The 15634-nt window shown below is 63.4% G+C and carries 13 protein-coding genes; 1 reads left to right on the top strand and 12 read right to left on the bottom strand.

The genetic code is table 11. The features are described 5' to 3' along the window. The first annotated feature begins 90 nt into the window (after positions 1-90). Positions 91-855 carry an IclR family transcriptional regulator gene (locus C5B91_RS16635; RefSeq protein WP_008096933.1) on the top strand — a complete coding sequence of 255 codons (765 nt, stop codon included), beginning with the start codon at positions 91-93 and terminating at the stop codon, positions 853-855. Between the two features lie 133 nt (positions 856-988). Here C5B91_RS16635 and C5B91_RS16630 read toward each other — a convergent pair whose 3' ends face one another. The 12 genes from C5B91_RS16630 to C5B91_RS16570 all read right to left on the bottom strand — a co-directional run bounded on the left by C5B91_RS16630 (position 989) and on the right by C5B91_RS16570 (position 15466). After that, positions 989-2938: an archaea-specific SMC-related protein gene (locus C5B91_RS16630; protein WP_008096934.1), complete on the bottom strand. Its 1950-nt coding sequence runs from the start codon at positions 2936-2938 to the stop codon at positions 989-991. 79 nt (positions 2939-3017) lie between these two features. After that, positions 3018-3641: a rod-determining factor RdfA gene (gene rdfA, locus C5B91_RS16625; RefSeq protein ID WP_008096935.1), complete on the bottom strand. Its 624-nt coding sequence runs from the start codon at positions 3639-3641 to the stop codon at positions 3018-3020. Between the two features lie 865 nt (positions 3642-4506). Then, positions 4507-5304, bottom strand: coding sequence for an L-rhamnose 1-dehydrogenase (gene rhcB, locus C5B91_RS16615; RefSeq protein ID WP_008096936.1), 798 nt, complete (start codon positions 5302-5304; stop codon positions 4507-4509). 51 nt (positions 5305-5355) lie between these two features. Beyond that, entirely contained in the window at positions 5356-6207 is an 852-nt protein-coding gene (gene rhcF / locus C5B91_RS16610; RefSeq protein WP_008096937.1) for a 2,4-diketo-3-deoxy-L-rhamnonate hydrolase, read from the bottom strand. An 84-nt stretch (positions 6208-6291) separates the two neighbouring features. Then, a complete protein-coding gene (locus C5B91_RS16605; RefSeq protein WP_004972025.1) occupies positions 6292-7050 on the bottom strand; it encodes an IclR family transcriptional regulator in 759 nt (252 codons plus the stop codon). A 215-nt stretch (positions 7051-7265) separates the two neighbouring features. After that, the gene (locus tag C5B91_RS16600) at positions 7266-8294 is read right to left on the bottom strand and encodes a TIGR03560 family F420-dependent LLM class oxidoreductase (protein WP_008096939.1); all 1029 of its coding nucleotides are present in this window, start codon (positions 8292-8294) and stop codon (positions 7266-7268) included. Between the two features lie 2 nt (positions 8295-8296). Continuing rightward, the gene (gene rhcD, locus C5B91_RS16595; protein WP_004972028.1) at positions 8297-9502 is read right to left on the bottom strand and encodes an L-rhamnonate dehydratase; all 1206 of its coding nucleotides are present in this window, start codon (positions 9500-9502) and stop codon (positions 8297-8299) included. Between the two features lie 187 nt (positions 9503-9689). Next, a complete protein-coding gene (rhcE, locus tag C5B91_RS16590; RefSeq protein ID WP_008096940.1) occupies positions 9690-10724 on the bottom strand; it encodes a 2-keto-3-deoxy-L-rhamnonate dehydrogenase in 1035 nt (344 codons plus the stop codon). 169 nt (positions 10725-10893) lie between these two features. Next, positions 10894-12075, bottom strand: coding sequence for an ABC transporter ATP-binding protein (locus tag C5B91_RS16585; RefSeq protein WP_115820043.1), 1182 nt, complete (start codon positions 12073-12075; stop codon positions 10894-10896). Positions 12076-12172: 97 nt separating this feature from the next. Continuing rightward, the gene (locus tag C5B91_RS16580) at positions 12173-13138 is read right to left on the bottom strand and encodes a carbohydrate ABC transporter permease (protein ID WP_115820044.1); all 966 of its coding nucleotides are present in this window, start codon (positions 13136-13138) and stop codon (positions 12173-12175) included. Next, entirely contained in the window at positions 13138-14064 is a 927-nt protein-coding gene (locus tag C5B91_RS16575; protein ID WP_115820045.1) for a carbohydrate ABC transporter permease, read from the bottom strand. The genes C5B91_RS16580 and C5B91_RS16575 overlap by 1 nt, the downstream gene beginning before the upstream one ends. A 58-nt stretch (positions 14065-14122) precedes the next feature. Next, positions 14123-15466, bottom strand: a complete 1344-nt coding sequence (locus C5B91_RS16570; protein ID WP_115820046.1) for an ABC transporter substrate-binding protein — start codon at positions 15464-15466, stop codon at positions 14123-14125. Positions 15467-15634: the final 168 nt, after the last annotated feature.

Here is a 15634-nt window from a genome sequence, read left to right as displayed (position 1 = left end):
CCGGCGTCGGTACGCCCCAGATTCGTCATCTAGAAAATATCATTCGGGAGAGCCGAAAATACTATGTGTCGTGGTGACGACCCGCAGGTAATGACCACAAACGCGAACGACCGCTCGCTCAAAACGACGGTTACAACCCTCAGAATCGTCGAATTACTCCGGGAACGCGACGGTGCCGGCGTGACCGAAATCGCCCGTGAACTCGACATCGCTCCGAGTACCGCACACACCCACGTGACGACCCTCGAAGCACAGGAATACGTGGTCAAAGAGGGCGATACCTACCATCTCGGGCTTCGCTTCCTCGGTCTCGGGAACTTCGTCCGGACGCGGAAACGCCGTTTCGGGAAAGCCGAACACTACACCAACGTGCTCGCCGAGGAGTCCGAGCGGCGCTCCATCTTCACCGTCGAAGAGCACGGCCGAGGAGTGTACGTCCACACCTCGCCCGGAAAACACGGCGTCTGGACGCAGTCGACCGTGGGAAAGCGCGTCTACCTCCACTCGACGGCGAGCGGGAAGGCTATCCTCGCCAACATGCCGACAGAGCGGGTCCGCGAAATCGTCGAGCGAGTCGGACTTCCGAAGGAAACCGACCAGACGATTCACGACGAGGAGGCGCTGTTCGACGAACTCGCCGAAATCAGAGAGCGTGGCTACGCGCTGAACGTCGAAGAACAGATTGACGGCGTCCGCGCGGTCGGAGCCCCGGTCATGGGGCCGGACGGCGACGTGTTCGGCGCGCTGAGCGTCGCCGGCCCGTCCAATCGGATGAAAGGCGAGCAGTTCGACCGTCTCACCGAAGTCCTCCTCGGCATCGCCGAGGAACTCGAACTGAGCATCGCGCTCTCTTGAGCGCGGTCCGCGGCCTTCGGATTCACCCGACTCGTGACACACCTAATAGTGTAAATCGAAACAGGGCGCTCCGCTCGGAGTGCGTCTCGACGCGGGTGCGAAAAAACGAGAGATAAACCCGGCGGCGGCGACGTTACGCCGGTGAGTAGCGCGGGTAGTCGCTGTCGACGGCCTGCGCGTCCTCTTCGAGGAGGGCGACGGCGAGGTAGTCGGCGTAGTCCGCGAAGTAGTCGACGAGCCGCGAGATGCGGTTCGAGTCGATGGCCTCCAGCGAGTCGAGGACCATGAACGGAACCGTCTCGTAGACGTCGTGGATGAGGTAGCCCGCGAGCGCGAACACGAGGCCGGTCACCTCGCGCTCGGACTCGGAGAGGTGGGCGACGGAGTCCTCGTAGCTCACGCCGTCTTCGTTCGTCCGGATGACGTGGAGGTCGAACACCGACTTCTTGACCTTCTTTCGGCCCTCCCGAACCCGCTTTTCGGTGCGCTCGATCCAGATGCGGTCGAGGTTGTCGTACTCGAGCACGTCGAGCACGTCGTCCATGTGGGTGTTGAACTCCTCGACGGCCTCGGATTCGAGGCGCTTGATGCGCGTCCGAAGCTCCGCGAGTTCGTCTTCGATGTCCTCGCGGGCCGCTTCGAGTTCGTCGCGCTCGTCGAGTTTGCGCTCGATGTCAGCGATTTCGTCTTCGACGTCCTCGAGGTCGCTGCGGAGGCGACCGAGGTCGTATTCGAGCTGGTTCGCCTCGCGGTGGAGGTCGAGCAGGTCGCCGTGTTCCTCGCTTTCGAGTTCGTCGACGGTCTGTTCGAGCGAGTCGATTTCGTCTTCGAGGTCCGAGCGGTCGGATTTGAGCTCCTCGATGCGCTCTTGGCGCGTCTCGCGCTCGCTTTCGATTTCGGACAGGCGGCGCTCGATGCGGTCGCGCTCGCGCTGGCGACGCTCGTAGGTGGACTTCTCGTCTTCGAGTTCGGAGAGCTGTTCCCGGTGTTCGCGGTTGTCCTCGAGTTTGTCCTCGCGGAGCGTTCGGAGGCGTTCGAGCGTGCCCTCGATTTCGGACTTATCGACCTCGGAACCGCACGTCCAGCAGACGACCTGGTCGTCGCCGAGCAGTTGGTCGGTGACGCTGCCGCCGGAGTCGTCGGCGTCGCGGAGCGCGTCCACGACGTCCGAGGAGGTGCCAGAGAGCATCTCCTCGTTGAACTGAATCACGGACTGGAGCTCGTTGACGGTCGACTGAATCTGCTGGCGACGTGTCCGGAGGCGGCTGATTTCGGACTCGATTTCGTCGATTCTGCCGCCCGCGACTTCGGGGAGGTCCTCGGCGTCGTCCTCGAGTTCGTCCTCTTCCGATTCGAGCGCGTCGAGGCTCTGTTTTTCCGTCTCGATGCGGCGGTCCACGTCGTTGATGTCGCGGCGCTTGCTCCGGAGGTCGCCGAGCTTAGATTCGAGCTCGCTCTCGACTTCCTGCCGCTCGCTCACGCTGGCGTCGTACTCTTCGACTTCCTGTTCCTTCTCGGCGAGTTCGTCTTCCTTCTCTTCGATTTGGTCTTCGAGTTTCGTCCGCCGGCGTTCGAGTTGCGGCAGGCGGTCCGAGAGGTTGCTGAGCGTCGAGAGCTCGTCGGCGATGTCGCGTTTCTCCTGCTGGAGCGATTCGATCTGCTCGTTGATGGACTCGACGTCCACCGGACGCATGATGAGGTCGCGGAGGTCGTCGCCACGGGCGACGGCCTGTCGTGCGTCGTTCGTCTCGAGCAGGAATGCGAACAGGTCCGCGAGGTCCGGGTCGTCGAGGACGGGGTTCCCGCCGGAGATGACCGTGTCGCCCTGTCGCTCGAACGTTCGGGTGTACGTCTCGTCACCGATGGTGAGTTCGACCGACCCCTCGTCGGCGTCGCCCTTGAGCGCCACGTCGTCGCTGCCGTGGGCGGCCATGATAGACCGCAAAAGCGACGTTCGGTTCGTAGCGTTTCGACCCGCCAAGACCGTCACGCCCGGCTCAAACGACGTTGACAGGTTGTCGATGCCACCGATGTTCTCGACCGAAAGGTGGACTTTGGATTTCGACACTTGTTCTGAACTCATACCTTGACCCAATAGGTACACCAATATAAAATCATCCGTTGAATCGAACAGAATGTGACAGAACTAATTATGTAAGCCGCTAGTTCGACACGTCCTCGTCGCAGTCGCATCCACCCCGCCGGAGCAGTTCGATGACCTCGTACTGCGTCCCGCAGTCGCGGCAGTACACCTGCGTGTCCACGAGGACGTCGAAGTCGCCGAGCCGGAGCTTGCTCGTGTTACGGAGCGAACTCAGGCTCTGTTCGATGACCGCGACCAGTCGACCGCGGAGCCGCTGGATGGACTCGACGACGTTGTCGATTCTGTTCCCGGACGAGGACTCTTTCGAGACGCCGCGAATCTCCGTCAGATAGGTGTAGACCGCCTGGTGAGAGACGAAATCGGAGAGCAGTTGGTCGACGTCGACGCCGCGAGATTGGAGTGTGTTCTTCGCCTGAACGCGCATCCCTTCAGTAGTCTCGTCCCCGGTGAGGAGCGTGTAGAGGTTCTCTACCTCACCTTCGAGAACGTCCTCGCCCGCCTCGCGGAGCGCGGCGTCGAGCACCTTCTCGTTCATCAGGTCCGCGAGGTCACGGAGGCTGTCGCTGTCCTCGGGAGCCGTCCAGCGGTCGGCGAGGCGCTCGCCGAATCCGTCCAAGTCGTACGTCTCGATGACCCGTTCTACCTTGCTTAGGCGACGGTTCGTGCTTTGGTCGGTACCCATTACCCGTGATTCACACGGTAACGTAAAATATCTTCAGGTTTGGAGAGCGATTCGCCACACTCGGTGAGGCGCGTTCGTCAGAATTGAGCCGGACATGTCCGGTAATGTCGGATGAGATGGGATCGGATTGGGCGACTCACGCGAGACCGAGCAGTAGCGTGAAACGTGAGTCGAGAATGCAGATGCTACGTAACCGACGGGAAACAGCCGAAAAATGGAGCATCAATGGGACGTTGTGCTCGATGAGGTAGCCACCCCACGCGTTCATGAGTACCAGTTGGGCAGGCGTACTCGGTGGGGGCTACCGCGCGTACAGTATGACTGACGTACTGATGGCTATCGTGCTGGTTGCACGGGATGCTGATCACACATGGGTCAGATTGCTCCGACCATGTGCTACTATGAATCACACCTATATAATAATTATGTACTTGGCAACCGTTGTGAATCGGGTGTGAATCCCCGCCCGAATCCGCCGGTTCGACGCCGATGCTCGAAGGCGACCGGGAGACACCGCGGCGTCGGCGACGTTCCGCGGGCGGGTCGATACTGCTCGGCACGGATATTTCGAGCACCCCGGCTCCGCGCCGTCGCGTCAGTTCGCGTCGGGCCTCCGGAGCGACTGACTGCCGGGGGGTACTACGCAAAAGACGTCCGACGATGCCGGATGAGAATCGCCCGTAGTGACCGCCGATGTGAAACCGACGTGTTGAAAGCTAAAGCACCGATCTCGGCCGTACCAGTGTCCCGGACAGCAGTCGACGAAGGGGACGTATCGAAGCGGGTGAAACGGGACGCGGGCGGTGATGGTGGTGGTGGTGGTGGTGGTGGCGGTGAAACGCCTCGAAACCCGTCGAAATGCGCGCTATTGCTTGAGGTAGCCGCCGTCGATGGCGATTGACTCGCCGGTTATCCAGTCACCCTCCTCGGAGAGGAGCAAGACCGCGACGTGACCGACTTCTTCAGGCTGGCCGATTCGGTCGAGGATGTGCACGTCGAGCGTCTCCGCGAGGATTTCGTCCGGCGACTTGCCCGACTGCTCGGCGTGTTCGTCGAGCCACGCCTCGACCATCGGCGTCTCGACGGTGCCGGGCTTGAGCGCGTTGACGGTGATGCCGTGGTCGCTCAGTTCCTTCGCCAGCACGGTCGTGAAGGCGAGAACGGCCGCCTTGGACGCGCCGTACGCGCCCTGTCCGGCGAAGGGCCGCTCCGCGCCGACCGACGAGATGTTGACGATGCTCCCCTCGATTTCGCGGTCGACCATCCGGGCGGCGACGGCCTTGGAGACGAGAAACGTCCCCTTGGCGTTCACCTCGAAGTGGAGGTCCCAGTCGTCTTCGGTCGTTTCGAGAAGCGGGATGGCCTGCTGAACGCCCGCGTTGTTCACGAGGCCGTGGATGTCGCCGAGCGACTCGACCGCGGCGTCGACGGCGGTTTCGACGCCCTCGGCGTCGGTCACGTCGACCTCGTACACCTCGGCCTCACCGCCCGCCTCGCGGACGAGTTCGGCCGTCTCCGCGGCCACCTCGGGCTTCGTGTCGAAAATCGATACGTCGGCTCCCGCGCGGGCGCAGCGGACCGCGATACCGCGGCCGATGCCACGCGCGCCGCCGGTGACGACGATATGCCTATCTCTCAATCGGGTGTCTGTGTGCGTGCTCATAGTCGGTAGTACCGGGATATCGTATAAATAATTGCGCTGTACGGCGGCCGGTTACTCGTCGCGCTCGGCGACGACCGGGTTGGTAAGCGTGCCGATGCCCTCGATTTCCACGTCGACGCTGTCGCCCGGCGCGAGCAGTTCCGGCGGGTCGCGGAAGATGCCGACGCCGCCGGGCGTGCCGGTAGAGATCACGTCGCCGGGTCGGAGCGTGGTGATGTTACTGATGTACTCGACGACCTCGTCGACGCCGAAGATGAACTCGGAGGTGTTTGACTCCTGTTTCGTCTCGCCGTTGACGCGGCAGGCGACGTCGAGGTTGTGCGGGTCGAGGTCGGCCTCGGGAACGAACGTCGGCCCCATCGGGGCGAACGTGTCGTAGCTCTTGCCGCGGAAGAACTGTCCGTCGTCGAACTGGGCGTCGCGGCCGCTCACGTCGTTGATGGCGGTGTAGCCCGCGACGTAGTCGAAGGCGTTCTCGGCGTCCACGTTCTTGGCCGTCTGGCCGATGACGACGCCGAGTTCGACCTCGTAGTCGACCTCGTCGATGGCCGCCGGGTGGACGATGGGGTCGCCGGGGTTCGTGACGGACGTGCCGGCCTTACCGAACAGAAGCGGACGTTCGGGCACCTCTTCGTCCTGTTCTTCGGCGTGGTCGTGATAGTTGAGCCCGACGCAGACGATTTTTCCGGGGCGCGGGACGGGCGCGAGGAGCTTTACGTCCTCGACGGGGACCGACTGGTCCTCGGCGGCGTCCGCGGCGTCCTCGACGACGGTGAGGAAGCCGGGGCTGTTCAGGTTCTGGACGGTGACGTCTTCGCGGAGGCCGGAAAGCGGGACGACGTCGTCGTCGCGGTGGACGCCCCATTCGGGGGCACCGCCCGCGGTGTATCGAACGAGTTGCATCGTTACACTCTGCCACACCGTGATACGTAACTGTTGCGCTCTACGCAGCATTGCGACGGCGGGGATGGGTCCGCGGCCCGCCGACTACGAGTACGTCAGGTTCACCTCGATGACGTTCGCGCTCTTGAGGATCTGGTTCGGCAGTTCCTCGGTGAACCGCTCCTCGCGCATCCGGCTTTTCGGCCCCGAGACGCTCACGGCGGCGATGGCGTAGTCGTCCTCGTTGAGTATCGGCGCGGCCACACAGCGCATGCCCTTGACGCGCTCTTCGTCGTCGTACGAGTAGCCGCGCTCGCGGACCTGCTCCAGCACGTCGAACAGCTCCTCGCGGTCCGTGATAGAGCGGTCCGTCACCGCCTCTAACCCGTGGCGGTCGAGGATTCGCTCGACTTCCTCCCGCGGCCGGTTCGCCATGATAGACTTTCCGAGGGCCGTCGTCTGCAGGGGGACACGCATCCCCGAATGGGTGTCTAGCCGGACGGCGTCGGGGCCCCGCGACCGGTACAGGAAGACGCCGACACCGTGTTCCTCTATCATCAGGTTCGCGTGCTCGCCGGTCACCTGCGCGAGTTCGTTTATTTCGGGACGGGCGATTTTGAACACCTTCTGGCGGGACCGCGCGTGAGCGCCCAACTGGAGGAACCGCGTGCTGACGTAGTACGTGTCGCCCTCCTTGACGAGGTACTCCTGTTGCTCCAGGGTCCGCAGGTGGTCGTGAATCGTGCTGGTCGGCTTATCGAGCCGCTTGGCTACCTCCGAGACGCCCGCCCCGTCGAGTTCCCGCAGGAGGTCGACGAGTTCGAGCGAGATTTTGACCGCGTTGACCGGAACGTCCTTCGCCATAGTTGGTTATGAATCCTCATCCCTGAAATGTCTTTCCGCTATGGCCGGAAATAGCGTAGCCGTTACGAGCGACGAGCCGATGTGAGGAATATCTGAATTATCTGAATCATTTAGATAATTCAGATATTGTGGGTAGTCAGGTAGACGTATGACGCGAGGGTGGCAAAAAGAAAACGAGTGCCCGAGGGAGACGCGAGCGCGACCCGCGGGGCGTCTCAGCTGAACTGCGGGATGACTTCGTCCGCGAACAGCTCCATCCCGTCGGTGTCGGGGAAGTCGATGAACCAGCCTTGGAACTTCGTCACGCCCGCGTCGATGCGGCGCTCGATGGCCTCCGCGCACTCCTCGGGCGTTCCCATGATGAAGTACTCCCGAGCGTCTTCCTCGGTCACGATGGGCGCTTGGTCCTGATACTCCGCTTCGAACTGGATGGGCGTCATCAGATCGAGCAGGCGGTCGAACTTCTCCTCGTCGCGGGTGCAGATGACGTGGCCGTCCCACGAGTACTCGATTTCGTCGGGGTCGCGGCCGACGGTCTCGCAGTGGTCTTCGATGACGCCGATTTTGTGTTCGAGCGTCTCCACGTCGCCGTTGAACACGTCGGTGTTCCACACGTCGGCGTGCTTGGCGACGAGTTTGAGCGTGACCTCCTCACCCTGCCCGCCGACGAGGATGGGCGGGTGGGGGTCCTGTACGGGCCCGGGGACACAGTAGGCGTCCTCGATCTGGTAGTGCTTCCCGTCGAAGCTCGCGCCGTCGGTCCCGGCGGCCCACATGCGCTTCATGAGGCGGATGGACTCGTCGAGCCGCATCAGGCGCTCGAAGCCGTCGCGGTACTCCCAACCGTAGGCGTCGTACTCCGGCTCGTGCCAGCCCGCGCCGAGGCCAAGTTCCAGCCGCCCGTCGGAAATCACGTCGAGCGTGGCCGCCATCTTGGCGACGAGCGCCGGGTTGCGGTAGTCGTTACAGAGGACGAGCGAGCCGAGGTTGATGTCCTCGGTGAAACCGGCGATGGCCGACAGCAGCGTCCAGCACTCGTACTCGGCGTGGTCGCGGCCCAACAGCAGGTGGTCGGGTGCCCACACCGCGTCGAAGCCGAGTTCCTCCGCCTTCTGGACGCCCATCTTGGTCGTCTCCCAGTCGAGCGCCTCGTACTCCGGGGTGTCGCGGTGCGTCGGCTCGGTCCCCTCGTCGGGCGCGCCGGCGAAGACGGGGACGTTGTACTCGAAGCTGATGTCAGACATCGTTACTCGATGGCGAAGTGTTCGAGCGCTTCGCGGTTCAGTTGGGTGCTGACACCGGGTTCGTCAGGGAGCGGAATCGACCCGTTTTCGGGCGACGGCGGGTTCTGGAAGATGGCGTCGGCGTAGGTCGACTCGCGTTTCTCCTGACGCTCCTCGAACCACTCGGGGGTCGGGAAGTACTCCGCCATCGGCATGTTCGTGTGCCCGGCGATGGCGTGGAGCGTCGGGTTCGTACCGGCGTGCGGGATGACGGGCACGTCGTGGACTTCGGCCATGTCGGCGACTTTCTGCAGTTCCGTGATGCCGCCGACGCGACCCACGTCGGGCTGGAGGATGTCGACCGCGCCCTCCTCGAGGAGGTCCTCGTGGCCCCAGCGGGTGAACTCGTGCTCGCCGCCGGAAATCGGCATCGGCGCGGCCTCGCGGACCTCGGCGTAGCCGGAGATGTCGTCGGCGATGACCGGCTCCTCGACCCACGCCATATCGTACTTACCGAGGCGCTGGGTCATCTCCTTAGCGTACTTGACCGACCAGCCCATGTAGGCGTCGCCCGCGATTTCGATTTCGTCGCCGACGGCGTCGCGGACGGTCGCGACGATTTCCTCATTCTTCTTCATGCCCGCGCGGCCGTCCTCGGGGCCGTGGAGGAAGCGGAGCTTCATCGCGTCGAATCCTTCCTCGACGTACTGGATTGCCTCGCGCTCGAGTTTCTCCATGTCGACGGGGTGGAGGTTCGACGCGTAGGCGGGAATCTCGTCTTTGGTGGGGCCGCCGAGCAGTTCGTACACCGGCTTGCCGGCGTCCTTCCCGGCGATGTCCCACAGCGCCTGGTCGACCGCGCTGATGGCCATGACCGCGACCCCCTTCCGGCCGAACGGGAGCGTGGCGCGGTACATCTGTTCCCAGAGCAGTTCGCGCTGCATCGGGTCCTCGCCGACGACGATTTTCGAGAGCGTCTCCTCGACGACGGTGGCGATGGCACCGGTTCCCCAGTTGCCGACGCCGACGCCGGTGATGCCCGCGTCCGTCTCGACCTCGACGACCACGTCACCCACGGGGCCCATCCACTTGCGGCGGGCCTGCGGGTTCTCGCCGTCGACGTTGCGGTACTCGTCGTACTTGGACATGATGGTGACGAGCGGGAATTCGATGAACTCGCCCCACGACTCGTTACTGATTTTCGTCGCTGAGATGTCTGTAATCTCCATGATTTGTTTGGTACGACTTCACATCCAATCGGCACGGGTAAAATAGTTTCTGTCGTTGGGCGACCTGTGGCCCGGAGAGGCCGCTGGTTCGTCGGTCGGTCGGCCCGCCGTCAGTCGGTCGGTGAGACTCGAATCGGTCGGTGACGCGGCGGCGCCGCCTCGGTGGGATGCCTGCTGTCGTGTCGCTTCAGCCGTCGAACTGGAAGACCGGCTTGCAGGTCTCCGAGTCGAGGAACGCCTCGAACGCCTCGGCCGGGTCGTCGACGCTGTAGGAGGTGTCGATAATCTTGTCGACCGCGATTTCACCGCGCTCCATCAGGCGAAGCGCCTGCTCGAAGTTGGTCCACGTCGAGCCGTAGGAGGTGTTGATGTCGACTTCACCGCGGACGGTCGACGTGAGGCTGAGTTCGCTCGGGGAGTTCGGGATGCCGACGACGACGATTTGGCCGCCCTTACGGACCACGTCGTTCCCGGAGACGACGCCGCTGTGGTGGCCCGTCGCGTCGAAGACCACGTCGAAGCCGATGCCGTCGGTCTGGCTCTCGACCCGCTCGTCGAGGCCGCCTTCCTCCTGGAGGTTCACCGTGTCGATGCCGAGGTCTTCGAGCAGCGGGAGGCGATACGCCGCGTCCTGTCCGAGCCCGGAGACGACGACGTTCGCGCCGAGGGAGTCGGCGACGGCGGCGACGAGCATGCCGATGGGGCCCGGCCCCTCGACGAGGACGTTGTCGCCGGGCGTCGTCACCGACTGGTCGAGGACCGCGCGCGTGGCGATGCTCGTCGGCTCGGTGATGGCGGCGTGCCGGAGGGGAACGCCCTCGGGCACCGCGTGGACGTGCTCGGGCGTGACGGTGACGTACTCCGTGTACGCGCCGTCGCGGTGCATGCCCGTAATAGAGAAATTCTGGCAGACGTTGGGCTGGCCGTTCTGACACTGGAAACAGTGGCCGCAGTCGTGAATCGGCTCCTCGACGACCTTGTCGCCGACCTCGAACGTCTCGACGTTCTCACCGACTTCCGTGACCGTCCCGGAGTACTCGTGGCCCATGATACGCGGGATGGGAATCCACTCGTAGCCGCCGTCGTACTTGTAGGCGTGGGCGTCACTGCCGCAGAGGCCCGCCGTGTGGACCTTGATGAGCAGTTCGTCTGCACTGGGGGTGGGGACCTCTCGCTCCTGTGTCTCTACCGAGCGCGGCCCGGTCTGAATAATGGCTTTCATAGTTGCGAATAACTGTGTGGGTTCGTCTCGTTTACACCATGTGAACACACCGATTAATATGTTTGGGTGCGGGCGGAGAATTTCGGTGATGGCGCGGCTGAAGCCGCGGCTAAGTGGGCTTCGAAAGCCCGTACTATTCACGCGAGACTGGTGTCTCCAGACGTTCAACTCAGATTTCGACGCCGTCAGACTCGGACGACTGGGACTGCGACTGGACAGACGCGCGGTTCTCGATGCGCCGCCCCTTGCGCAGCGCTTCCGTCTCGGCGTCGAACAGGTAGACGTGTTCGGGCGCGATAGAGAGCGACAGCGTGTCACCGGACGACAGCCCATGGAAATCGCCGATTTCAGCTGTGACGTCGCCCATCGGTCCGTTCCCGTGGACGACTGCTTTCGTGCCGACCGGCTCGACGACGCGGACCTCCACGTCGAACGTCAGCCCGTCGGCGCGGCGCTTGCTCGTCTGGTAGAAGTCCTGCGGACGGAACCCGACGTTGACGCGTCCGGGCGGCACCTCCGTGTCGAGGACGTCGCTCGGCAGTTCGAAGCTCACGCCATCGAGTTCGACGCGAACGCCGTCGTCGGCGTCGGCGACGACGCCGTCGTAGATATTCATGTCCGGACTGCCGACGAACTGCGCGACGAAGAGGTTCGCGGGCTCGTTGAACACCTCTTCCGGACGCCCCAGTTGCTGGAGCGCACCGTCGTTGAGAACGGCGATTTTGTCGGCGATAGTCATCGCCTCCTCCTGGTTGTGGGTCACGTACGCGGACGTGATTCCGACCTCAGACTGCAGTTCGTCGATTTCGGTCCGCATCGTCTTGCGGAGCTTGGCGTCGAGGTTCGCCAGCGGCTCGTCGAACAGGAACAGCCGCGGCTCGCGGATGATAGCCCGGCCGAGAGCGACGCGCTGTTTCTGCCCACCAGAGAGCTGTGCAGGCTTGTTGTTCAGGAGCTGTTCGATTTCGAGCATCGTCGCGACCTCCTCGACGCGCTCGTCGATGTCCGCTTTCGACATTCCGTTGTCCTCCCGCTTGAGGCCGAACCCGAGGTTCTCCCGGACAGTCATGTGCGGATAGAGCGCGAAGTCCTGGAACACCATCGCCACGTCGCGGTTTCGGGCTTTGACGTCGTTGACGACGACGTCGTCGAAGCGAATCTCTCCGGAGGTCGGCGTCTCCAGTCCGCCGATCATCCGGAGCGTCGTCGTCTTCCCGCAACCGCTCGGTCCGAGCAGAACGAGGAACTCCCCGTCTTCGACGTCGATGTCGAGGCTGTCGACCGCGACGACACCGTCCTTGTCGGGGTCGCCGAAAATCTTCGTGACACCGTCTACTGTGAGGTGTGTCATTGTAAAACATTACCGTAGTGCGCCCCTTAAACCTAGCGACTGAGGTCGAAAATTGACCGCGTTGTGCGGCACCGAGAGACGGCGGACGGAAAGGGTGTTATCCCTTGATAGCGCCGCCGGTGAGTCCCTGCACGAAGTAGCGCTGGATGTAGGCCAGTCCGAGCAGGACGGGAAGCGAGATGATAATCGAGGCCGCGGCAACGACGTTCCACTGGGTGTTGAACCCCTGCACGAACGTCAGGAGCCCCGGGGGAACCGTATACCGCGAGTTGTCGAGGAGCGTCAGCGCGAACACCAACTCGTTCCACGCGAGGAGGAACGCGAAGATGAACGACGCGATGAGCGAGTTCCGCGCCATCGGCACGATGACGTACCAGAACGTCTCTATCGAGCTACACTGGTCGATGCGGGAGGCCTCGATAATCGAGTCCGGGAAGTCGTCGAAGAAGCCCTTCATCAGCCAGACGACGAACGGCGCGGTCATCGCGCCGTAGATGAGGATCAACACGAGGTGCGTGTTGAACAGGCCGAGCGCCGAGACGAGTTCCCACTCGGGGACCATGATGGCAGTTCCCGGGAACATCAGCGACGCGAGGAAGATACTCATGAGCGCGTTCTTCCCGACGAAGTCGCGGCGCGAGAGCACGTACGACGCGGCCGTCCCGAGGACGAGCGCGATTGCGCCCGCGCCGACGGCGACTTTCAGGCTGTTCAGCACGAGCGACAGGATGTCGATGTCGATAGCCGACGACGCCTGCCAGCCGAACAGGTTGGCGAATAGCGAGGTGTAGCCGCCCGCCTGAATCGACGACTCGACGACGAGCCGGAAGCCCTCCAACGAGAACTGGTTCGGGAAGACCGTCGGCGGAATCTGTTGAATCTCCGCGGTGGTTTTGAACGCCGTCACGACCATCCAGTACAGCGGGAAGAGGACGAACGCGAAGACGACGAGCGTGAGTAGCGCGACCGCCGTCTTACGGACGTACGTGCCCGCCGTGGTGTCGAACAGCCACGACTCGTTCCGCCGGAACTCGGCGGCCGGGTCGGAGTCTTGCGCCGCCATCAGACGTCACCCCGCACTTGGTCGTACACCTGGATGTAGTAGTACGAGAACACCAGCAGGACGACGAACAGGATGAGCGAGAGCGCCGACGCCAGCCCCACGTCGAAGTCGACGAACGCCGTCCGGTAGATCATGACCGGGAGCGTACTGCTGGAGACGCCGGGGCCGCCCTTCGTCATCACCCAAATCATCGAGAAATTCCTGATGTTGTAGATGAGCATCAGGAGGAACCCGATTGCGAGGTTGTACCGCATCATCGGGATGGTGATGAACCGGAACTGCTCCCACGGCGTCGCGCCGTCCATCCGCGCGGCCTCGTAGAGGTGCTCGTCGATACCCTGCAAGGACGTGAGCGTCAACAGCGCGAAAAGCGGTGCGAGCCGCCAAATCATCCCGATGATGGGCGGCCACAGCGAGAGCTCCGTCGAGCCGAGCATGACGATGTACTCGTCGACGACGCCGAGTTGGACGAGTAGTTCGTTGATGATGCCCTGCGACCCGCCGAACATGAACTGCCAGATGGACGCGCCGACGACCCGCGGGAGGACCCACGGGATGAGCACGATTGCGCTCGCGACGCTCGTGTACGGGAGCTTCTCGTGGAGGAGCCAGCCCATCAGGAAGCCGAGGACGATAGCGGCGGAGCTGCCGACGACGACCCACACGAGCGTGTTCCACAGGACCTGATGGATGGTCGGACTCGACCAGATTTCGGCGTAGTTCGCCAGTCCGATGAACTCGGCCTCACTGGGCGCGAGCAGGTCTTTGTTGAAGAAGCTCGAGTAGATTGCCTGCGCGATGGGGTAGAGGATGAACAGCCCGACGAGCGCCGTCACCGGCAGGACCGGGAGGTACACCTTGACCCCATCCGGAATCCGCTCGGAGACGCTCTCGAACGACCCTCTCGCCTGCTTCGAGTAGCTCATGGCCTCGTCTCACCACCACGGGCCCGCGGTCGTTCGAGCGACGGTTCGAGTCGCATGGTCAGGCCAGCTCCTCGTCGATGACTTCCTGAACCGATTCGTTGGCGGCGCTACAGGCCTCTTCGGCCGTCGCGTTGCCGAGGACGACTGGCTGGATGACCTCGGTGTTGATGATGCTCTGGACCGACGCGATGCCCGAGAACGACGGGAACCGCGAGGTGCGCGTGAACAGGTCGTCGTTCTCGTACAGCGTCACGAGGTCGCCGAACTGGCTCCGGAAGAGGTCACTCGGGTCCTCGAAGGCGCTTTCGAGCGTCGGGACGCGCCCGCGGATGCCCACGTCGTTCTCCGCGTCGTAGGTCCACGGCGCGAGCTGTTCTTCGGAGTTCCACCACTCGGTGAAGTCGAAGGCGGCCTGCAGTTCGGCCTCCGAGTCGGTGCCGTTGCCGAGCATGAACCCCTGCGCGTTCTGCAGGAGCAGGTCGCGGGGTTCGAAGCTCCCCGACGGGCTGTCCGGCAGCGGCGCGCGGGTGACGGTGTGACCCTCGCCGTCGAGCCACGCCTGCGGCGCGCCGGTCGTCTGGTAGACCGCGTTGGCGTGGGAGTACGTGATGAAGATGCCGGACTCGCCCTCGCGGAGGAGCCGTCCAGCTCCGATGTGGTCGTTCTCGGCCATCGAGTCGGGGAACAGCCCGGCCTCGGCGATGTCCTGATAGAGCCTGACGGCGTCGACAAAGCCGGGTTGGTCGACCGTCGCCTCCAGCGTCTCGGGGTCGAAGTACCGACCGCCGTTGGCGTAGACGAAGCCGATGAAATACCCGGTCGTCAGGCCGAAGTCGGTCCCCGGAGCGGTAATCGCCGCCGACACCTCGTCTAGCTCCTGCATCTCCTCGCCGAGTTGGATAAGTTCCTCCCAGTTGCGCGGCGGGCTGTCGAAGCTCGTCTGTTCGAGGTAGTCGGTTCGGATGTCCACGAACGGACCGAGGTCGGCGTAGCCGCCGGGGAGGCCCCACTGCCGCTCCCCTTCGGTGTCGCCGAGGCTGTCGTAAATCTGCGTGTCGACGTTCGCCTGGATGAACCGGCTGTTTATCTCCTCCAACTGGTCGGCAAACTGCTCTTGGTCGAGCGGCTGGATGGCGCTCGCACCGACGTAGTCCGGAATCTGCTGCGTCTGGCCGGCCATCACGTCCGGGAGGTTGTTGTTGGCCGCCGCGGACGCGATAATTTGGTACTTCTGTCCCCACTCTTGGTGCTGGTAGGTGACGTCGTGTTCGCCGTAACCGCTGTAGTGGTTACTGATGTACTCCCGTTCGGCAGGGATGCCGCCGAATAGCCAGAAGTCGAGCGACTGGGAGCCCGAACCGCCGCCACCTCCGCCGTTGCCACCGTCGTTTCCGCCACCCATACAACCTGCCAGCGCCGCGGTGAGACCCGCTCCGAGCCCAGTCACATAGCGCCGCCTGCTGAGCCGGTTCGATGAACTACTGCCTGTCATGGTGTGCCATTACAAACCAATATATTCATTATAATAAATATACCGGTGCAATCCGAGAGGCCGGGGGACCTAGTCGCC

This window comes from Haloferax sp. Atlit-10N (assembly GCF_003586325.1).
GTDB classification, from domain to species: domain Archaea; phylum Halobacteriota; class Halobacteria; order Halobacteriales; family Haloferacaceae; genus Haloferax; species Haloferax prahovense.
This window is presented reverse-complemented; position numbering and strand designations above follow the sequence as displayed.